The 20,066-nt window shown below is 44.3% G+C and carries 18 protein-coding genes; 10 read left to right on the plus strand and 8 right to left on the minus strand.

The genetic code is table 11. The features are described 5' to 3' along the window. On the minus strand, positions 1-1,404 hold the full coding sequence (locus tag WJ238_RS11735; protein WP_316265094.1) for an alanine/glycine:cation symporter family protein: 1,404 nt from the start codon (positions 1,402-1,404) through the stop codon (positions 1-3). A 287-nt stretch (positions 1,405-1,691) separates the two neighbouring features. On the opposite strand from WJ238_RS11735, the gene leuS reads away from it, so the two are divergent. The 5 genes from leuS (at position 1,692) to WJ238_RS11760 (ending at position 8,338) form a co-directional block, all read left to right on the plus strand. Then, positions 1,692-4,118 (plus strand): leucine--tRNA ligase, encoded by a 2,427-nt coding sequence (leuS, locus tag WJ238_RS11740; RefSeq protein ID WP_337607020.1) that lies wholly within the window; start codon positions 1,692-1,694, stop codon positions 4,116-4,118. Between the two features lie 205 nt (positions 4,119-4,323). Further along, on the plus strand, positions 4,324-4,776 hold the full coding sequence (locus tag WJ238_RS11745) for a GNAT family N-acetyltransferase (protein WP_337607022.1): 453 nt from the start codon (positions 4,324-4,326) through the stop codon (positions 4,774-4,776). Between the two features lie 25 nt (positions 4,777-4,801). Beyond that, on the plus strand, positions 4,802-5,332 hold the full coding sequence (locus WJ238_RS11750; RefSeq protein WP_316270047.1) for a dihydrofolate reductase family protein: 531 nt from the start codon (positions 4,802-4,804) through the stop codon (positions 5,330-5,332). A gap of 611 nt (positions 5,333-5,943) precedes the next feature. Beyond that, on the plus strand, positions 5,944-6,930 hold the full coding sequence (ilvC, locus tag WJ238_RS11755) for a ketol-acid reductoisomerase (protein ID WP_230105560.1): 987 nt from the start codon (positions 5,944-5,946) through the stop codon (positions 6,928-6,930). A 67-nt stretch (positions 6,931-6,997) separates the two neighbouring features. Beyond that, a complete protein-coding gene (locus WJ238_RS11760; protein ID WP_256195454.1) occupies positions 6,998-8,338 on the plus strand; it encodes a GntP family permease in 1,341 nt (446 codons plus the stop codon). A gap of 53 nt (positions 8,339-8,391) precedes the next feature. On the opposite strand, the gene WJ238_RS11765 is transcribed toward WJ238_RS11760, so the two are convergent. Then, entirely contained in the window at positions 8,392-9,096 is a 705-nt protein-coding gene (locus WJ238_RS11765; protein ID WP_337607023.1) for a FadR/GntR family transcriptional regulator, read from the minus strand. Positions 9,097-9,239: 143 nt separating this feature from the next. Between WJ238_RS11765 and WJ238_RS11770 the strand changes: the two genes are divergently transcribed. Together WJ238_RS11770 and WJ238_RS11775 are read left to right on the plus strand one after the other, a co-directional pair. After that, positions 9,240-10,019 carry an SDR family NAD(P)-dependent oxidoreductase gene (locus tag WJ238_RS11770; protein WP_230105563.1) on the plus strand — a complete coding sequence of 260 codons (780 nt, stop codon included), beginning with the start codon at positions 9,240-9,242 and terminating at the stop codon, positions 10,017-10,019. A gap of 51 nt (positions 10,020-10,070) precedes the next feature. After that, positions 10,071-10,580, plus strand: a complete 510-nt coding sequence (locus WJ238_RS11775; protein WP_230105564.1) for a flavin reductase — start codon at positions 10,071-10,073, stop codon at positions 10,578-10,580. Between the two features lie 294 nt (positions 10,581-10,874). Here WJ238_RS11775 and WJ238_RS11780 read toward each other — a convergent pair whose 3' ends face one another. After that, entirely contained in the window at positions 10,875-12,227 is a 1,353-nt protein-coding gene (locus WJ238_RS11780; RefSeq protein ID WP_337607025.1) for an MATE family efflux transporter, read from the minus strand. Between the two features lie 191 nt (positions 12,228-12,418). On the opposite strand from WJ238_RS11780, the gene WJ238_RS11785 reads away from it, so the two are divergent. After that, entirely contained in the window at positions 12,419-13,705 is a 1,287-nt protein-coding gene (locus tag WJ238_RS11785) for a cytochrome c biogenesis protein/redoxin (protein ID WP_316269212.1), read from the plus strand. A 47-nt stretch (positions 13,706-13,752) separates the two neighbouring features. Here the strand turns inward: WJ238_RS11785 and WJ238_RS11790 are convergent, their stop codons facing one another. The 3 genes from WJ238_RS11790 to WJ238_RS11800 form a co-directional block, all read right to left on the minus strand. Beyond that, positions 13,753-15,042, minus strand: a complete 1,290-nt coding sequence (locus WJ238_RS11790) for an aspartate aminotransferase type Ic (RefSeq protein WP_230105566.1) — start codon at positions 15,040-15,042, stop codon at positions 13,753-13,755. A 257-nt stretch (positions 15,043-15,299) separates the two neighbouring features. Further along, complete coding sequence (locus WJ238_RS11795; protein ID WP_256195445.1) at positions 15,300-15,560, minus strand: spore coat protein; 261 nt, start codon at positions 15,558-15,560, stop codon at positions 15,300-15,302. Positions 15,561-15,638: 78 nt separating this feature from the next. Continuing rightward, positions 15,639-15,821: a hypothetical protein gene (locus tag WJ238_RS11800; RefSeq protein ID WP_230105568.1), complete on the minus strand. Its 183-nt coding sequence runs from the start codon at positions 15,819-15,821 to the stop codon at positions 15,639-15,641. A 107-nt stretch (positions 15,822-15,928) separates the two neighbouring features. Here WJ238_RS11800 and WJ238_RS11805 point away from each other — a divergent pair, with 107 nt between their 5' ends. After that, complete coding sequence (locus WJ238_RS11805; RefSeq protein WP_337607027.1) at positions 15,929-16,897, plus strand: Gfo/Idh/MocA family protein; 969 nt, start codon at positions 15,929-15,931, stop codon at positions 16,895-16,897. A gap of 6 nt (positions 16,898-16,903) precedes the next feature. On the opposite strand, the gene WJ238_RS11810 is transcribed toward WJ238_RS11805, so the two are convergent. Next, positions 16,904-17,620, minus strand: a complete 717-nt coding sequence (locus WJ238_RS11810) for a gamma-glutamyl-gamma-aminobutyrate hydrolase family protein (protein ID WP_230105570.1) — start codon at positions 17,618-17,620, stop codon at positions 16,904-16,906. A 61-nt stretch (positions 17,621-17,681) separates the two neighbouring features. Between WJ238_RS11810 and WJ238_RS11815 the strand changes: the two genes are divergently transcribed. Next, on the plus strand, positions 17,682-18,653 hold the full coding sequence (locus WJ238_RS11815; protein WP_337607028.1) for a dipeptidase: 972 nt from the start codon (positions 17,682-17,684) through the stop codon (positions 18,651-18,653). 209 nt (positions 18,654-18,862) lie between these two features. Here WJ238_RS11815 and WJ238_RS11820 read toward each other — a convergent pair. Further along, a partial coding sequence (locus WJ238_RS11820) for an argininosuccinate synthase (RefSeq protein ID WP_337607029.1) occupies positions 18,863-20,066 on the minus strand: 1,204 nt, incomplete at its 5' end.

Below are 20,066 nucleotides of genomic sequence, written 5' to 3' on the forward strand. Positions count from 1 at the left end.
TTAATTCCAGAAGTCTGTCTTGTCTTTCAGGGCAATATCTGCAGCTTTGAAGACCGGATTTTTGCCGGCTTTTTTCTGTTTGATATAATCCTGCAGACAATGTACGGCAGGTCCGCCCAGCAGGATGATGACAGGCAGGTTGATCAGTGCCAGAAAGCCCATGATTACGTCTGCTGTACTCCATGCTACGCTAAATTCCATTAAGGATCCGCCAAATACTACAACTGCTGCAAACAGACGGAAAACAGTCAGAAGTTTTTTGCCCGGTTTTTTATCACAGAGATAACCAAGGCCCATTTCTGCATAAAAGTAATTTCCGATCAGAGTTGTAAAGGCAAAAAGGAACAGGGCTACCGTGATGAAAACAGTACCAAAGGATCCAAGAGATTCCGCTGCCGCAGTCTGGACCCAGGGCATACCTTTGAGTTCATCACTGGGAGCTACCCCAGAGCAAAGAAGCATAAATGCCGTTGCGGAGCAGATCAGGATTGTGTCAATGAATACAGAAAGCATCTGGACAAGTCCCTGTTTTACAGGGTGGGATACGGATGCGCTTGCAGCGGCGTTAGGAGCGGAACCGACACCGGCTTCATTGGAGAAAAGTCCTCTTTTGATACCCTGCATGATGCAGGATCCTGTAAAGCCTCCAAAGATAGCCTTTAAGTCAAAAGCATTGGAGAAAATATCTGCAAACATCTGCGGTATAAGATTAAAATGTGTTACAACGATAAACAGCGCTACAGCAAGATAAAAAATACCCATAAAAGGAACAAGGATTCCGGTGATTTTGGAAATCTGTGTACTTCCGCCAAATACACACAGGCAGAAAATAACTGCAAGAATACCTCCAACTACCATCGGAGTCGTGGATTCATTAAAAAAACTGTAAGTACGGAAGGAGTCAGTGATGTTGAAAGATGCTACAAGATTGAAACCAACCATGTAGGTCATGATCAAAAAGACAGCAAACAAGGCCCCCAGCCATCGTTTTTTCAGAACTGCCTGGATATAGTAGGCAGGCCCGCCATAGCAGGTTCCGTCTTGAGCTTTTCTTTTGTAGATCTGTGCCAGAGTACTCTCAATAAACGCAGAGGCACTGCCGAGAAGAGCAGTTACCCACATCCAGAAGACAGCTCCGGCGCCGCCAAGGCATATGGCCGTAGAAATACCGGCAATGTTTCCCGTTCCTACTCTGGAAGCGGTGGATACCATCAGAGCCTGAAAAGAAGAAAGACCGTTTTCGTCATTTTTGGGTTCCATTACGACGCGGATAGACTCACCCAGCATGCGAAATTGTACGAAACGTGTCTTGAAAGTAAAGTAGATCCCTGTACCAAGAAGCAGGACAATCAGAATGTAGCTGTACAAAAGATCGCTCAAAGTGTTGATGATTTGTGCAAACATGTTCAAACCTCTCTTTCCTGTTGTGTTGGATTCTATAATCGGTCATTTTGGCAGGAAATATGCGCTTCCTCTAAAATGGCCATGCTTATATATCATAATAGAAAGAAGCGGGGTTTGTCCAGCAAAACCGGGAAATTTTCTTACATATTATTAAAGATAATTGCCGGGGAAAACTTGACAGGAAAAACTCGTATGGTAAAATTAAAAGATAGTGTATACTCTTGGCTGTATATGCATTTATCAAGGAAGAGTATTTACGCGTATGCATGATTTAGGAGGAATGAATAATGGCTGTACCTTATAATCATAAGGCGATTGAGAAAAAATGGCGGGAAAACTGGGAGAAAAATCCAGTTAACGTCAAAGTAGATAAGACTGGCAAAGAGCGCGAGAAATATTACTGCCTGGATATGTTTCCGTATCCATCAGGAAATGGCCTCCACGTAGGACACTGGAGAGGATATGTTATTTCTGATGTGTGGAGCAGATACAAATTATTGCAGGGATATTATATTATTCATCCCATGGGATGGGATGCGTTCGGACTTCCGGCAGAAAACTATGCGATCAAGATGGGAGTACATCCGGCAAAATCTACTGCAGAAAATGTAAAGCACATCAAAGAGCAGATCAACCAGATCGCAGCGTTGTATGACTGGGATATGGAAGTCAATACAACGGACCCGGAATTTTATAAATGGACACAGTGGATCTTTGTGAAAATGTTCAAAGAGGGTCTGGCATATGAAAAAGAATTTCCGATCAACTGGTGTCCGTCCTGTAAGACAGGTCTTGCAAATGAAGAGGTTGTAAACGGAAAATGTGAAAGATGCGGTACGGAAGTGACGAAGAAAAACCTCCGTCAGTGGATGCTGAAGATCACCGCTTATGCAGAGCGTCTTTTAAATGATCTGGACAAGCTTGACTGGCCGGAGAAAGTGAAAAAGATGCAGTCTGACTGGATCGGTAAATCCTACGGAGCGGAAGTGGATTTCCCGGTAGAAGGACGGGACGATAAGATCACAGTCTACACCACAAGACCGGATACGCTGTACGGCGCTACTTTCATGGTACTTGCTCCGGAACATAAGCTGGCGGCAGAGCTCGCTACACCGGAATATAAAGAGGCGGTTGACCAGTATATTTATGAGGCATCCATGAAGTCAAACGTGGATCGTCTGCAGGATAAGGAGAAGACAGGCGTTTTTACAGGAAGTTATGCCATCAACCCGCTGAACGGAGAGAAGACGCCGATCTGGCTGTCCGATTATGTACTGGCGGATTATGGTACAGGAGCGATCATGTGCGTACCTGCCCATGATGACCGTGACTTTGAATTTGCTACCAAATTCGGAATCCCGATCGTTCAGGTTATTTCCAAAGACGGTAAAGAAATAGAAAATATGACAGAGGCGTATACCGAGGCATCAGGAATCATGATCAATTCCGGCGAGTGGAACGGAATGGAATCTTCTGTGCTGAAAAAGGAAGGCCCGCATATTATAGAGAAAAAGGGAATCGGACGAGCTACGGTAAATTACAAGCTGCGTGACTGGGTATTTTCCCGTCAGCGTTACTGGGGAGAACCGATCCCGATCGTACACTGTCCGGACTGCGGCGCTGTGCCGGTACCGGAAGAGGAGCTGCCGCTCCGTCTGCCGGATGTGGAGTCCTATGAGCCTACAGGTACAGGAGAGTCACCGCTTGCAGGTATCGAGGAATGGGTAAACTGTAAGTGTCCGGTATGTGGAAAACCAGCTAAGAGAGAGACAAATACCATGCCGCAGTGGGCAGGATCTTCCTGGTATTTCCTGCGCTATGTGGATAATCACAACAGCGAGGAGCTTGTATCAAGGGAGAAGGCAGATGCGCTGCTTCCGGTAGATATGTATATCGGCGGTGTAGAGCATGCGGTGCTCCATCTGCTCTATTCCAGATTTTACACAAAATTCCTGTGTGATATCGGAGTGATCGATTTTGACGAGCCGTTTACAAAGCTGTTCAATCAGGGAATGATCACCGGAAAGAATGGTATCAAGATGAGCAAATCCAAAGGAAACGTCGTATCTCCGGATGATCTGGTAAGAGATTACGGATGCGATTCTCTTAGAATGTATGAGCTGTTTGTAGGTCCGCCGGAACTGGATGCCGAGTGGGATGACAGAGGAATCGACGGAGTATATCGTTTCCTGAAGAAAGTATGGAACCTCCTTCAGGACAGCAAGGAGAAAGAGATCGAGGCGTCAAAGGATATGGTAAAAGAACGTCATAAACTGATTTATGATGTTACAACTCGTCTGGAGAGCTTCAGCCTCAATACAGTTATTTCCGCATTTATGGAACATACAAACAAGCTGACAGAGATCGCGAAGAAAGCCGGCGGCGTAGACAAAGAGACATTGGAAGCTCTGGCTGTGCTCCTTGCTCCGTTTGCACCTCATATGGCAGAGGAAATGTGGGAAGAGCTGGGACATGAAGAGACTGTATTCCATGCAGGATGGCCGTCCTACGATAAAGAAGCTATGAAGGACGATGAGATTGAGATCGCTGTCCAGATCAATGGAAAAACAAGAGCAGTCGTATCACTTCCTGCAGAGATTTCTAAAGAAGAAGCCCTGGAGAAAGGAAAAGAAGCTGTCAAAGACAAACTGACCGGAACCATTGTAAAGGAAATCTATGTGCCGGGAAGAATTATAAATATTGTACAGAAGTAATTGAAAAGAAATTTTCATAATAGAATACGATGCTTAGAAATATTAAAGCATTTGGTGAAAATCGCAGGTTACGAGTATTTCATCAGTGGAATGACGCAGATAATAGAAATGTTATCTGCGTTATTTTTGTGATAAATGATGTAAATAATTACAAAGTATAATATTATGAAGGAATAGAGAAAGTAAGATTTGAGGAGATAAGAATATGAATGAATATAGCTATGTTACCTTAAGACAAAAGCCGGAATTGAAAGAAGCCGCTGCCGCATGGTTTCATGACAAATGGGGAGTGCCGCGAGAAGCTTATCTTGAATGTATGGAAGCCTATCTTAATAATGAAACGGAATACGGTTGGTATCTTTGCTTAGATAAAGAGCGGATTGTAGGCGGTCTTGGGGCAATAGAAAATGATTTTCATAACAGAAAAGACCTTGCACCAAATGTATGTGCGGTATATATTGAAGAAGAATATCGTTGCCAGGGAATTGCGGGACAATTACTTGATATAGTTGTGGATGATATGAAGTCCAAAGGAATAACGCCGATTTATTTGATTACGGACCATACAAGTTTTTACGAAAGATATGGTTGGGAATTTCTGTGTATGGTTCAAGATGATAATGGGTCTGGTATGACAAGAATGTATATTCATAGATAAAATTTTATATACCATAGGGGGAATTATGAAAAAAATCAGTTTATTTATAGCGATGAGTCTTGACGGATATATCGCAGACAGTAAAGGGAGTGTCAATTGGCTGGGCGGACATGGTAATGATGCTGATAATATTGATGTATATTCTGAATTTGTGAAAGATATTGATACTGTGATAATGGGATGGAATACCTATCAGCAAATTGTCACTGAACTTTCGCCAAATGAGTGGGTGTATGATGATTTTATAACCTATGTTGTAACACATAATCAAAAAACGTCTTCCGATAAGATCCGTTTTACCAGCGAAAAACCTGTTGATTTGTTGAAAAAAATACGGGAAGAAAATGGGAAAGGTATTTGGATATGTGGTGGAGCAAACCTGATCCAACAGTTAATTAGAGAAGATATCATTGATTATTATTACATTACCGTTATCCCAATCATTTTGGGGGCGGGCATTCGGCTTTTTGAAAAGACAGATCATGAAATTGAGTTGAAGCTGCTTAAAACACAATCGTATAATGGAATGACAGATTTGGTCTACACAAAAAGATAACTTTCAGTTCGAGCAGACGGTTCGGCAGTTTACTGTTATAACATTAATCGTGCAATATAGATATGATGTAGAAATAAAATGGGAGAAGAGATACATTATGTTTCCAAGTAAAGAAATAGCAATCAAAGAATTAGAGAAAGCAGAGAAAAAATATTGACGGATTTGATTGTATCCGCAAGGCTTCAATGGCATCTTGATTGGAGATGCAGGTCTAGGGAAGAGTTTTTCTTGCTAACGCACTGGAAGCCAACGCCTGCCAGTCGGGATATAGGAGAAGAATTATTTTACACGATAAATATATAAAACACTGCATTGAAGGGGAAAACAGCTTAATTTCTTATAATATTGAGAATACCTTAAAATTTAATTTTTGAGGTGTTCTTTTTTTTATATAGATGAAACTGACGATGAAAAGGAAGAAGAAAAATTTGTCGCTCAATAGAAAAGATAATAGCATAATATCACAAAAATAGAAAAATTAATTGTGCATAATTAATAAAAAAGGAAAATAAAATCAAAATGTATTGACTATTATGCTTAAATAGAGTATTGTGATAACAGATATAAGACATCTGATATCAGATAAGTAAAAGGATTAAGGAGGAAAAGAAATGGCAAACATTTATTATGACAAGGATGCGGATTTGAGTTTGGTAACAGACAAGGTAGTAGCAATTGTGGGATACGGAAATCAGGGGCGTGCACAGGCTCTGAATATGAAAGATTCCGGCGTAAAGAGGATCATCGTAGGAAGCCGTCATGATGGATCTTATGATCAGGCGGAAAAGGACGGATTTGAGGTGTTTCCAATCGCTGAGGCCTGCAAGATGGCTGATGTGATCTTCATGCTTCTTCCAGACGAATTTGCACCGAAGATTTTTGAAGAGCAGATCGCTCCTGGATTGGAAAAGGGCAATATTGTTAATTTCGCTTCCGCCTACAATATTACATTCAAAAAGATTATTCCGCCTGAGTATGTAGATGTTGTTATGGCAGCTCCGAGAATGATTGGAGAAGGAGTTCGTGAGATGTATCTAAGAGGAGAAGGCTTCCCAGCATTTGTAGGCGTTGCGCAGGATGCGTCCGGGAAAGCGCTGGAATATGGCAAAGCCCTTTGTAAAGCGATAGGTTCCACGAAAAAAGGTGCGATTGAGGTATGCTTTGATGATGAAACATGCCTGGATCTGATGACAGAACAGGGAATTTGGCCGATTATCTATCATGTATTTGTAGAAGCATTTAAACTTCATGTAGAAATGGGACATCCGGAAGAAGCAGTACTGATGGAGGAATACATTTCAAAAGAACCTATGTTCATGATGGAGAAGGCAGCAGAAATGGGAATGTTCAAACAGCTTCCGTTCCACTCACATACAAGCCAGTATGGACAGCTTAAAAGTTTTGAACTTTTTGATCCGACACAGATTAAAGAATTTCTCCGCGACAGATATGACAGAATACGCAACGGTGCATTTGCAGAGGAATGGGAGAAAGAACAGAAGGAGAATGATCTGGCGACTCTGAAAGAACTGAGCCAAAAGGCAATGGAAAGCGAACTTACAAAGGCAGAAGAACGACTCTTTGAAAAGATTAATTAATATTACGTAAAGGGACGGCGGATCGAACAGACCGTCCCTTTCTAAAAGGAAGAAGGGAGGAAAGAATATGTCTGAAATGGCACAGGTATCATTATGGCTTATTATTTCAATCGTTGTGATTTTGATTTCTATTATGAAATTGAAATTAAGTCCAGTTATCGGGTTAATCTTTGGAAGTCTTGTCATGGGGCTTGGATGCGGCATGAATCTGTTAGATACAGCGACAACAATTGGAACCGGATTTGGCGACCTAATGGCTGGAATCGGTCTTCCAATCGGTTTAGGCGTTATTTTAGGAAAACTGCTGGAAGAAAATGGAGGCGCTCGTGTGATTGCAGAAACGCTGGTAGCAAAAGCCGGCGAGAAATATGCGCTTTACGCTCTTGGATTTGCGGGATTTCTTCTTGCAATACCGGTATTTTTTGATATTACTTTTATTATCCTTGTACCTCTTGCAATTGAAGTAAGTAAAACTTTGAAAAAACCTTTGCCATACGCCATTGGCGCTGTAACGATCGGTGCGGCCGGAGCACATACTCTGGTTCCGCCTACACCAAATCCTCTTGCAGCTGCACAGATCTTTCATTTTGATCTTGGTATCATGCTTGGTGTAGGGGCAGTTGTCTGCCTTTTCGTCTATATTATAGGAACAACGATTTATTTTAAAATGCTGGATAAAGGGTTCTGGAATAAAGAAAAAGATGAAACGGGAATTTTGGAAATGAGTGAGTCAAAGCCAATCCCGGAAGGAGCACCAAGCTTCGGTATGGCTCTGATTCCTTTGCTGCTCCCGGTTGTCTGCATCCTGCTTGACACAGTCAGTACAGCATTTGGAGTGGATTCCGCTGTACTGTCATTTCTCGCAGACAAAACAATCGCCATGCTCCTTGGAACTCTGGCTGCTTATTTGATCTCTATTAAATCTATTGGGAAAAATCTGGAAAGTGTAGCGAATAAAGCAGTTGCAGATTCCGGTATCGTTCTTCTGATTACCGGAGCCGGCGGATCGTTTGGAGCTGTGATCAGTGCCACCGGATTTGCTGACATCATTGCGGAAAGCTTTACATCAATTGGAACTTCGCCGGTTGTTCTGGTACTGTTTGCCTTTATCATAGCGGTAGTGTTCAGAATAGCGCTTGGTTCAGGAACAGTTGCTTCCATCACTTCCATGAACATAATGGCTGGTTTTGCCAGTATGACAACACTGCATCCGGTTTTTATCGCACTGGCGTGCCTAGCCGGCGGAATCAGTGTTGGACATGTAAATGACAGTGGTTTCTGGGTTGTAACCAACATGTCCGGCTACACTGTAAAGGGAGGACTTAAGTCCTACACACTGGCAGGCATATTTATAGCCGTATTCACAATGATTGTTTGTATTGCGGCAGCACTAATCAGCTCCATATAGTAAATCAAAAGGTTTTCGGACTGGCATATCTTGCGGAACTGCCAGTCCGAATTTTAATGATGCAGTGTCAGGGTATCCCACTTATTGATAGAGTGAAGAATTGCGTCGTGCATGGCATTTTGATCTCTCTTTTTAAAGGCTTGAAGGATCCGTTCATGGTTTTCCAGCACAATATTCTGATAGATGGAGTTGGAAACCTCCATGGAAGGCTTGAACAATTTCATGATCGCATTCCCGATACAGGAAAAAAAAGGATTTTTTGTTGCGGAATAGATATATTCATGAAACTGGACATCTAATTCCAATGTGTCTTCCTTTTTTTTGGCTTTTTCTTTCATTTGTTCATGCAACTTTTCTAGAAAAAGGATCTCTTCATCAGTAATTGTATTTACGGCAAGGCAGCTGACAGCGTTTTCAATGATGCGACGAAATTCAACCAGATTATCCTGTGAAGAATTGCTCTGGAGGATCAGCTGATAGGTCAGCGGGTTTAAGGCATCGGAATCAATAGAAGTACGGATACGGCTGCCGTGTCCTTTTACAATTTCTACGACGCCGACTGCCTCCAGCATTTTTATTGCTTCACGGATGCTGGATTTTCCGACTCCCAGGTTTTCAGAAAGTTGATTTTCGGAAGGAAGATACTCACCGGGTTTGAGCTGTCCGGTTGCCAAGGCTTCGGTAATTTTATCAGTAACCATGCGGCTCAAATTTTTTTTGGGCATGGGCAAAAGCCATGATTCATTTGATTCTATCATATAAAAACCTCCTAATATTCTAATTTTAACATAATTCAACGACCAATTCTATTTTTTTTGAAAAATAGAGGGAATCGATGTAAAAAATATATTTTATCATTTGTGTTGGAGTTTCTGGTACAACTATAGAAAGGGGAAGAAATATGGGTTTTGAAAAAATGTTTTCTCTGAACGGAAAAAATGCGTTGATCGTTGGAGGGTCAAGGGGACTTGGAAGGGGAATGGCAGAAGCTCTTTCGGAGGCAGGAGCACAGGTAATCCTTGCTAGCAGAAAAGAAGAAGAATGTAAAAAAGCAGCAGGAGAAATACAGAAAAAAACCGGCGGAAAGGCTTTTGGACTACGAGCAGATATCAGTGGGAAAAACGGTGCTTCCCAGCTGGTGGCAGAGGCGGTAGATTTGGCAGGACATGTGGATATCCTTTTGAACAGCGCAGGAGTCAATGTCAGAAAACCGTCAGTGGATTATACGGAAGAAGATTGGGATAGGGTACAGGAGGTACAGCTGAAAGGTGTGTTTTTTACCTGTCAAGCTGCGGCAAGGCATATGATAGAAAAAAAGATCAGAGGGCGGATTATTAATGTTGCGTCCATCAATGCAAAGGTTGTTGCAAGGGAGGATATCGTTTCTTATGTGGCCGCCAAAGGCGGTGTGATGCAGATGACAAAAGCGCTGGCAGCAGAGTGGGCGTCTCATGGAATTACGGTGAATGCGGTCGCACCGGGATTTTTCCAGACAGAACTTACAAAAGTTTTGTTTGAAGATTCGGATGTAAGATCCAAATTGTTAAGCCATATACCGATGCGGCGTTTTGGAGATCCAGATCAGGATCTAGGAGGGATTGCCGTATTCTATGCGTCAGATCTGTCAGCCTATACAACCGGACAGATGTTGTGTGTGGACGGAGGTTATACATTGATATAGACGCAGAAAAAAATGATATAATAATATATTAATGACAAGCGGAGGAAGAAAATGAAATTTAAAGAAATTACTGTGGAAGATATGACATTCAATCCCTTTACAAGGACAAATAAAGACTGGATCCTGATTGCGGCAGGGGATGAAGAGGAAAATAATCTGATGACGGCATCATGGGGGTTGTTTGGAACACTCTGGAGAAAAAGTATTGTGGAAATTTTTATCCGCCCTCAGCGCTATACCAAAAAATTTGCAGACGAGAATGATATGCTCACTATATCTTTCCTGCCGGACGGTTACCGGGAAGCATTGAAGATCTGTGGTACAAAGTCGGGAAAAGATATGAATAAATGGGAAGCTGCGGGTCTTCATCCCTATTATGTGGATGGGACAGTAGGAGTAGAGGAGGCAGAACTCATTATTGTGGGAAAGAAACAGTATACGCAGTGGGTGGATCCGACACTGTTTATTGAAAAAGAGAATGACATAAAATGTTATCCGGAGAAGGACTACCATGAGATGTATATGCTGGAAATTGTAAGGATTCTGCAAAAGGAAGAGTAGCGTCGGTGTACAAGGGGCAACACGGTCGGTGAAGGGTAGATTTTAGTCCCTTCTTCGTTACTTTCACTCCGCGTACGTCTCTGTACGCGTCGTTCAAGTGCCTAAAAGGGGCTAAAATCTGCTCCTTCCCGACTCACAGACTCCAGCCGCAGGAATTTCGGGGTTTTTCAAGGCAGACGATTGAGGCGTACTGGACGTACGCGGAATGAGGATAACAAAGAAAATCCCCGAAATTACGCGGCTTGGAGCGTATTGTCCCCTTGTACACCGACGCTAACATTTGATTATGACAAACTAGGAGACCGGTTTGGTGGCGCGGGGGCGCCGGTTCAACCTCCGGTATACAAAGATTCCGGTCAGGTCTGCTAAAGCCCAACCGATCGGAACGGATAGCCATATGCCGGTAACCCCGATCCATGGCACCATAGAGAGTGTGTAGGCCAGCAGCACACGGGTTCCAAGGGAAATGACTGTCAGAACGACAGACATGCCCGGGCGGGCGATAGCGCGGTACAGTCCGTATAATAAAAACAAAATACCAATCCCAAAATAGCAGGAGCCTTCAATGCGAAGATAGTGGACTCCGGCTTCGATGATCTGCGTCTCATCGGCAGATACAAAGATCTGCATAAGAGGACGGGCAAAGATACAGACGAGAAGACTGACAGCCAGACAGAAGAAAAAGGAAACAAGGAATGCGCTTCTGCTTCCCTGTCTGATGCGGTCTTCTTTTTTTGCTCCGAAATTTTGTGCAATAAAAGTGGAGAAGGCATTTCCGAAATCCTGTACCGGCATATAGGCGAAGGAATCGATTTTTACAGCAGCGGCAAATGCAGCCATAATAACCGGGCCAAAGCTGTTGACAAGTCCCTGCACCATGAGGATACCGAAATTCATGACTGACTGCTGGATACAGGTGAGGAAAGAAAAACCGGTGATTTCCCGGAAAATTTCTTTATCCCACTTGAAATTCTCTTTTCGGGGGCGAAGAGAGGGAAAATGAAAAAGAGTATACAGCGCAAGTCCGATTCCGGAGACATACTGAGACAGGATAGTCGCAAAGGCAGCGCCCGCTACGCCCCAATGGAAAGAGAGGACAAAAAGGAGATCCAGTACAATATTCATGACGGCAGAAACAGCCAGAAAGATCAGTGGAATCCTGGAGTTTCCAACAGAGCGGAGGAGGCAGGCAAAATAATTATAGAAAAAAGTGGCAGGAATCCCTGCAAAAATGACAAGCAGATAGTCCCGCATCAGATCAGTGACAGAAGCGGGGACGCGAAGGAACCAGATAATGCTGTTGATGCCAAGAAAAACAGCCAGGTTGAGAACAACAGTAACGGCTCCGATAAAAAGGAACGATTGAAAAATAGCTCCCTTCATACGAACTTCATCCTGTTTTCCATAGCTGATGGAAAAGGAAGCGCCGCTGCCCATACACAGGCCCAGGATGATGGAAGTAAGAAATGTCATCAGAGTGTAAGAAGAACCTACCGCAGCCAGAGCATCGGCCCCAAGGAAGCGTCCGACGATAATTGTGTCAGCAATATTGTAAAATTGCTGGAGCAGATTTCCGGCAATCATGGGAAGTGCGAAAACCAGCAGACTTTTTGTAATATTTCCGGTTAAGAGTTTACTTTCCTGCATCGGTGTTGATCCTCCTGAATATTTCTGATCCTGGCGTAATGCTGCAATTTCAGAGCAGCAACAATATTATTATAGAAGAGAGGCGGGAGGACTGTCAAATCCATTTGCTGCATATGGACAGGCCGCTAATTTTTTTGTTGACAGAAGGCAGTAAGACTTATATGATGGTAAAAAATAAAAAGGAGAGGTTTATGGGATTTGATCTGGATATAAGTATTCCTGTAATTACAGTATTTTTGCAGGGGATCTTAAGCTTTTTTTCACCTTGTATTTTTCCGTTGATCCCTTTATATATCGGTTATCTGTCAGGGGGAGCGGTCAGAAGAGGTGACAGCGGAGAGCTGCAATACCAGAAAGGAAAGGTTCTGACCCATACGCTGTTTTTTGTGGCTGGGATCAGCTTTACTTTCTTTTTGCTGGGGATGGGTGTGTCAGCTGCAGGAGAGTTCTTTTCCGAACATCAGGCTGTGTTTGCCAGAGTGGGAGGAGCCCTTGTGATCCTTCTTGGATTGTATCAGTTTGGCCTTTTGGGGACGTCTAAACTTCTTGGAAATGAACATCGGCTTCCCTTGAAATTTGACCGGATGGCTATGTCTCCGGTTACAGCGCTGCTGATGGGATTTACATTCAGTTTTGCATGGACGCCGTGTGTGGGACCGGCGCTGTCTGGCGTGCTGCTGATGACGGCATCAGCGGCCACAAGGACGAAAGGATTTCTGATGATCGGTGTCTATACGCTGGGATTTGTTATTCCCTTCCTGGCTGTCGGTATATTTACCACAACTTTACTGAAGATTTTCAAAAAGCATGGAAATATTGTAAGATATACGGCGCGGGCAGGAGCGGTGCTGATGATCCTCATGGGGCTTATGATGATGACAGGAAAGATGAATGGAGTGACAGGGTATCTGTCAACGCCCTCCCTGGAATCAGAGTCCGTGCAGAATGATGAAACAAAAGACAATGGGGAAGAGGACAGTGTAGAAGAAGGAGCAGGAGAAAACACAGAAGAAGACAGTGCAAAGACAGATCCTTCGGCAGCTGTTGATTTCACTTTGACAGATCAGTATGGGCAGGAGCACAGGCTGTCAGATTATCGGGGGAAGGCAGTTCTTCTGAATTTCTGGGCAACATGGTGTACGGTATGCAAGAGGGAAATGCCCGACATACAAAATCTGTATGAGGAATATCAGGCGAAAGGCAGCGGGAGCGATACAGTAATTTTGGGAGTTGCTTTTCCCGGAATTTCGGGAGAAGGAAGCAGGAAGGAAATTACTGCCTTTCTTGAGGAAAACGGCTATACTTATCCCGTGCTGATGGACGAATCAGGACAGCTGATGGAAAGATTCGGGATCATGGCGTATCCTACAACCTATATGATCGATAAGGAAGGGAAAATTTACGGCTATGTAAGCGGCATGGTTGGCAAAGAAGGTTTGGAGAGTATGATCAGGCAGACGCTGGAAGGAGAAAAATAATGGGGCAGGCGGACAATTGTCCGGCCTGCCCCATTTTATGAAGGGGGTTATTTAGAGGCCAGTATTTTTTCGATGCTGACCAGTTTTACACTTAATACAAAAATTTCAGTAGCGATCTTCAGTTCCTCGGTGGTCGGATAGGATGGAGCAATACGGATGTTGCTGTCCTGTGGATCCTTTCCGTAGGGGAAGGTAGCTCCGGCGTCTGTCATGACAAGACCGGCTTCTTTTGCTTTGGCAACGATTTTCTTTGCGCATCCCGGAAGAGCGTCAAAGGAGATAAAATAGCCGCCGCGGGGAGCCAGCCAGGAGCCGATGCCGAGCCCTCCGATTTCCCGTTCCAATGTTTCCAAAACGGCATCAAATTTAGGACGCATGATATCTGCATGCTTTTTCATGTGCTGTACCATGCCGTGAATATCTTTAAAATATCTTGCGTGGCGGAGCTGGTTTACTTTATCGTGACCGATGGTCTGGATCTTCATCTGCTCGCGGATTGCCTTAAGGTTTTCAGTGGATGCAGCGATGGCGGCAATTCCGGAACCCGGGAAACTGATCTTGGAAGTAGAGGAGAACTTATATACCATATCCGGATGTCCTTCCTTCTTACATTCCATAAGGATTTCAATGAGATAATCCTGCTTGTCTTCATATAAATGATGGATTCCATAAGCATTGTCCCAGAAGATACGGAAATCTTCGGCAGCAGGATTCAGTTTTGCAAAACGGTGCACTGTCTCGTCAGAGTAAGTGATTCCCTGGGGGTTGGAATATTTTGGAACGCACCAGATTCCTTTGATGGCCGGATCGGAGCTGACAAGCTTTTCTACAATATCCATATCAGGGCCGGTTGGAGTCATTGGCACGTTGATCATTTCAATGCCGAAATATTCTGTAATTGAAAAATGTCTGTCGTATCCGGGAACCGGACATAAGAATTTGACTTTATCCAGTTTGCACCAGGGAGTGCTTCCCATTACTCCGTGAGTCATAGAGCGTGCAATCGTATCATACATGATGTTCAGGCTGGAATTTCCAAAAATTACAATGTTTTCCTTTGGAACTTCCATCATATCAGCAAGCAGCTGCTTTGCTTCACGTATGCCGTCCAGGACACCGTAATTGCGGCAGTCCACTCCTTCCTCACAGACAAGGTCAGAGTCGCTGTTCAGGACATCCATCATTCCCATAGAGAGATTCAGCTGTTCTGTAGACGGTTTGCCCCGGGACATATCCAGCTTCAGTCCCTGTGCCTTTACCTTTTCAAATTCAGCTTCCAGTTCTGATTTTATTTCCAGCAATTCTTCTTTTGATAATTCTTCATATGTTGTTGCCATCCTTGCATCCTCCATCTCATTTTCCCATATTTTACTCAATGCTACCATTGTAGCGGTAAATTGAAGAATCGTCAATTGGTTCTTGCAAAAATATTGATAAAAACCAGTAATTCTGTAAAAAACTACAAGAAATATGAAGTTTTTTAAAGTTTTTTATTCATTTATTAGGAGAAATACAAAAAAGAAAGGCGGGACTTTTGACAGTCCCGTCCCCGATGAAAAAATCTGTTTTTAATGAAGCGGCCTGCTTCCGGCAGTTATTTCATTGCCGGCTGTGTCAGGATTGAACGGACATGTTCGATTTCCTGCTGTGATGCTTTTGCGGCAGGAACGTAATAACTGCGGGATCTTGCCAGCTCAAAAATTTTCTCCTGTGACATCTCGCAGGCATTTCTCATCTGTTTCAGACACTGTTTTAATTCCTGATTTTCTGTCTGCGGGATCATTTCACCAAAACGGGTCAGCTCGCCGTTGACTCCGGCCAGAGCGTCAGCTACCATTGTCTTTTCGTTTAACATTTCTTTCCCTCCCTTTGAGTTTACATGTTCATGCCGGATGGACCGGTTTGTGAAAAGGCGTACAGCCCTTTAGGAAAGTTACAGGAAACGCATCAGTTCCTGTTTGTTTTTCATGGCGCTGTCGGCAGCGTCCTGAAAAAGCTTTTTGATCTCGGCATCCTCAGTCATGTTTGCATATTCTGTCATTTTGCAATGACTTGTGTCATAGCCGCCGATAAGGTGGCGAAGGTTTTGAAGATCCAAAACGGATAATTCTGACATTTCTTTTCCTCCTTGCTGTTGACTTTATTTGACAGGATTAGTATGGTTAAAAGGCAGAGAAAATATGCAGTAAATGCAATATAAAAATATAGCGGAGGAAGAAAAAAATGAAAGTAGGAATCCTTGGAGCGGGAAATATTGCGAAAAAAATGGCGGAAACACTGAATGGAATGGAAGGAGCAAGCGCGTATGCAGTTGCTTCCCGAAGTCTGGAAAAAGCGGAAGAATTTGCAAAATTAAACCATGTGGAAAAAGCCTACGGCTCTTATGAAGAAATGCTTCAGGATGAACAGGTGGAGCTTGTCTATGTAGCGACTCCCCATTCTCACCACCTGGAACACGGAAAATTATGTATAAAATATGGAAAGCCGATTTTGATGGAGAAAGCATTTACAGCCAACGCCGATCAGGCGCGCGAGCTTTTGGACTGTGCCAGAGACAGAGGGGTTTTTATTACAGAGGCCATCTGGACCAGATATATGCCTTCCAGAAAGAAAATAGACCATATCATTGCCTCCGGGCAGCTGGGAGAGATCTGTTCTCTTACAGCAAATCTGGGCTATGCCCTGACAGATAAGAAGAGGATGACAGATCCGGCCCTGGCAGGCGGAGCGCTTTTGGATGTAGGAATCTATCCTTTGAATTTTGCAAGTATGGTGCTGGGTAATGATGTTGAAAAAATGACGTCCGCATGTGTGAAATATAAGACTGGCGTGGATGCACAGGACAGCATCATACTGTCCTATCCGGAAGGGAAAACAGCGACTATCCACACCGGGATGCTGGCGGCGACAGAACAGTACGGTATTGTTTACGGTACAGAGGGTTATCTCATTGCATACAACATTAATAACATTGACCGGATTGAGATCTTTACACCGGACAGAAAGTTAAAAGAAAGGATCGATATCCCTCCTCAGATCACCGGTTATGAGTACGAGGTGCTCTCCTGTAAAAAGGCTCTGGAGGAGGGACGCCTTGAATGCCCGGAAATGCCTCACAATGAAACCTTAAAAATGATGGAATGGATGGACACTCTGCGAAAAGACTGGGGAATCCGCTATCCTTTTGAATAAGGAAAGCTATATCCCCCTGGACGCAGCAGATATAAAAGAGCGGAACAGCCGCCGCATTTTTGCGGAGTTCATCATGCATTCGGGGTGCCACTGGACGCCCACCGCGAAGGGACGACCGGTCAGTTCTATCCCTTCTGCAATGCCGTCGGGAGAGTGGGCTGTGATGGATATTCCTTTTCCGGCAGTCAGGACAGCCTGATGATGAAAACTGTTGACTTCCACATAATTTCCTAAAATATTATATAGTATACTATCTTTGTGGAGGGCGATGGAATGGCAAGGATCGCTTCTTAGACGGGAATGCTGCATGTGGCACAGACAGGGTTCGCTGTGAAGGGAAAGATCCTGCAGAATTTCCCCTCCCCGCACAATGTTCATAAGCTGCATTCCCCGGCAGATACCCAGGACGGGGCGCGACAGAGTGAGAACATGTTTCATGAGGGACAGCTGAAACAGATCGGTTTGGAAATCTGTTTCTCCGGCAGAGGAAAGGGGCGGCCGGTCAAAAAGAAGGGGCGTCACATCTCCTCCGCCGCAGAAGAGAAATCCGTGGCAGATGGAGGCGGCCTGAAGCGACGCTTCCTTTTTCCCTGTGCAGGGCAGGACAATGGGGCATCCCCCGGAGCGGACAATGGCAGAGATGTAGGAGTGGGTGACGAACTGGCGCTGATCCATAAAACCGCACATAACGACACCAATAAAAGGAAGGGAAGTGGGAGTCATAGTACTTCCTCCGTCTTGATAAAGTAGTATAAGTATATGTATGAAAGAAAGGAGCACAAATATGAGTGTGATCGATCTGCACTGTGATACCATATGGCGCCTTATGGATCTGGGAGGAAAGGGGGATCTTTTGGAAAATGACGGCGCGGTCAGCATCAGAAAAATGCAGGCAGGAGAAGTTGCAGTACAGTTTTTCGCCTGCTTTTTGTACCGTGACGCCATGGAAGGGAGAACAGAAGAGGAAAAATATGAAAATGGCTACTTCCATGTTCTTGATATGATCCGATATGGGAAAGAGCAGATGGAAACTTATGGCAAAGAAATTGTTCCGATTACGGGAAAAGAAGAACTTGGAGATTTCCGGACAGGAAAAAAATGCGGAGCAGTGCTGACGGTAGAAGACGGAGGGATCCTGAATGGAAAAATAGAGCGGCTGGAAGAACTCTGGGACAGAGGAATCCGACTTCTGACCCTTACCTGGAATTATGAAAACTGTATCGGATTTCCAAACAGCAATGAAAAGGACAGGATGGAAAAGGGGCTGAAGGCTTTTGGCAAAGAAGTCGTGGAAAGGATGAATGAATTGGGAATGCTCGTAGATCTCTCCCATGCTTCTGACGGCACCTTCTGGGACGTTCTCAATCAGAGCAAAAAGCCGGTGACGGCCTCCCACTCCAATTGCAGGGCGCTTGCCAACCATCCGAGAAATTTAAGCGATGAAATGCTAAGGGCGCTGGGAGAAAATGGAGGCATAGCAGGTCTTAATTTTTACGGTCCTTTCCTCGGCACACCGAAAGAATCCCGGATAGAGGTAATGACTGCTCATATCAGACATATGATCGATAAAGGCGGAGAGGACCTTCCTTGCCTGGGAACGGATTTTGACGGATTTGACGGAATGGATAAGATGGATCTTCCGGATCAAAGCTTTCTGGGGCAGCTGTGGGATGCCTTGAAAAGGGCGGGACTTACAGAGCGCCAAATAGAGAAAATTTGCTTTGAAAATGTCTGGAGAGTCTGGAAAGAAAGGTAGAAGATAAATGATTTACTCAGGATATGAAATACTTTGGCTGTTCTTTGTTTACAGCTTTTTAGGGTGGATAGCAGAGACGGCGGCATTTGGAGCAGATTTATCCCAATGCGGAGCAGGCGCAAAAAGGGACGGGGTAAATCGCAGTTTTACCCATGGTAAAATGCAATTTGGGACGTAACAAAGTTTAACTTTGTTACGTCCCAAATTAACTATTTCGTCTCTTTTTTTACTTCCTGCATTTTCATAGCGCGCACCTTCAGCGGCAGTCCGAACAGATTGATGAATCCGTCGGCATCATGGTGATCGTAGAGATCGCCGGTTGTGAAGCTTGCCAGGGATTCACTGTAAAGAGAGTATGGAGAAGTTGTGCCGGCTTTGATGATATTGCCTTTGTACAGTTTAAATTTAACTTCGCCTGTTACATACTCCTGTGTGCTTTCGATAAATGCCTGAATGGCTTCCCGCAGAGGAGTAAACCATTTTCCTTCATATACAACCTGGGCAAGTTTATCACCCATTTCTTTCTTTACTTCATAAGTAGCGCGGTCCAGTACAAGTTCTTCTAACTGCTGATGTGCTTCGTAGAGAATGGTTCCGCCGGGAGTTTCATAAACGCCGCGGGATTTCATGCCGACAACGCGGTTTTCAACAATGTCGATGATACCGATTCCGTGTTTTCCGCCCAGTTCATTTAACTTGCGGATGATGTCGGAAACTTTCATCTCCACTCCGTTGATACTCTTTGGTACACCTTTCTCAAATGTCATAGTTACATATTCTCCTTCATCAGGAGCCTTTTCCGGGGTAACGCTAAGCACCAGAAGATCATCGTAATTTGGCTCGTTTGCCGGATCTTCCAGCTCCAGTCCTTCGTGGCTGATGTGCCACAGGTTACGGTCGCGGCTGTAGCTGTGTTTTGCGTCAAAAGGAAGCTCGATACCATGTTTTCTGCAGTATTCAATCTCGTCTTCACGGGAGTTCATGGTCCATACATCTGTCATACGCCATGGAGCAATGATCTTAATGTCCGGAGCCAGAGCCCGGATACTGAGCTCGAAGCGGATCTGGTCGTTCCCTTTTCCGGTTGCGCCGTGGCAAATGGCAACAGCGCCTTCTTTTCTTGCAATGTCTACAAGACGTTTTGCAATGGCAGGGCGGGCCATGGATGTTCCGATCAGGTATTTGTTCTCATATACTGCGTGTGCCTGTACACATGGAACAACGTAATTGTCGCAGAAGTCATCTACAATATCCTCGATATATAATTTGGAAGCGCCGGATAATTTTGCACGTTCATTGAGTCCGTCCAGTTCTTCGCCCTGTCCGCAGTCTACACAGCAGCAGATGACCTCGTAATCAAAAGTTTCCTTTAACCAGGGAATGATTGCGGTAGTGTCAAGACCGCCTGAATAA

Source organism: Claveliimonas sp. (assembly GCF_037273965.1).
In the GTDB taxonomy this organism is placed as follows: domain Bacteria; phylum Bacillota; class Clostridia; order Lachnospirales; family Lachnospiraceae; genus Claveliimonas; species Claveliimonas bilis.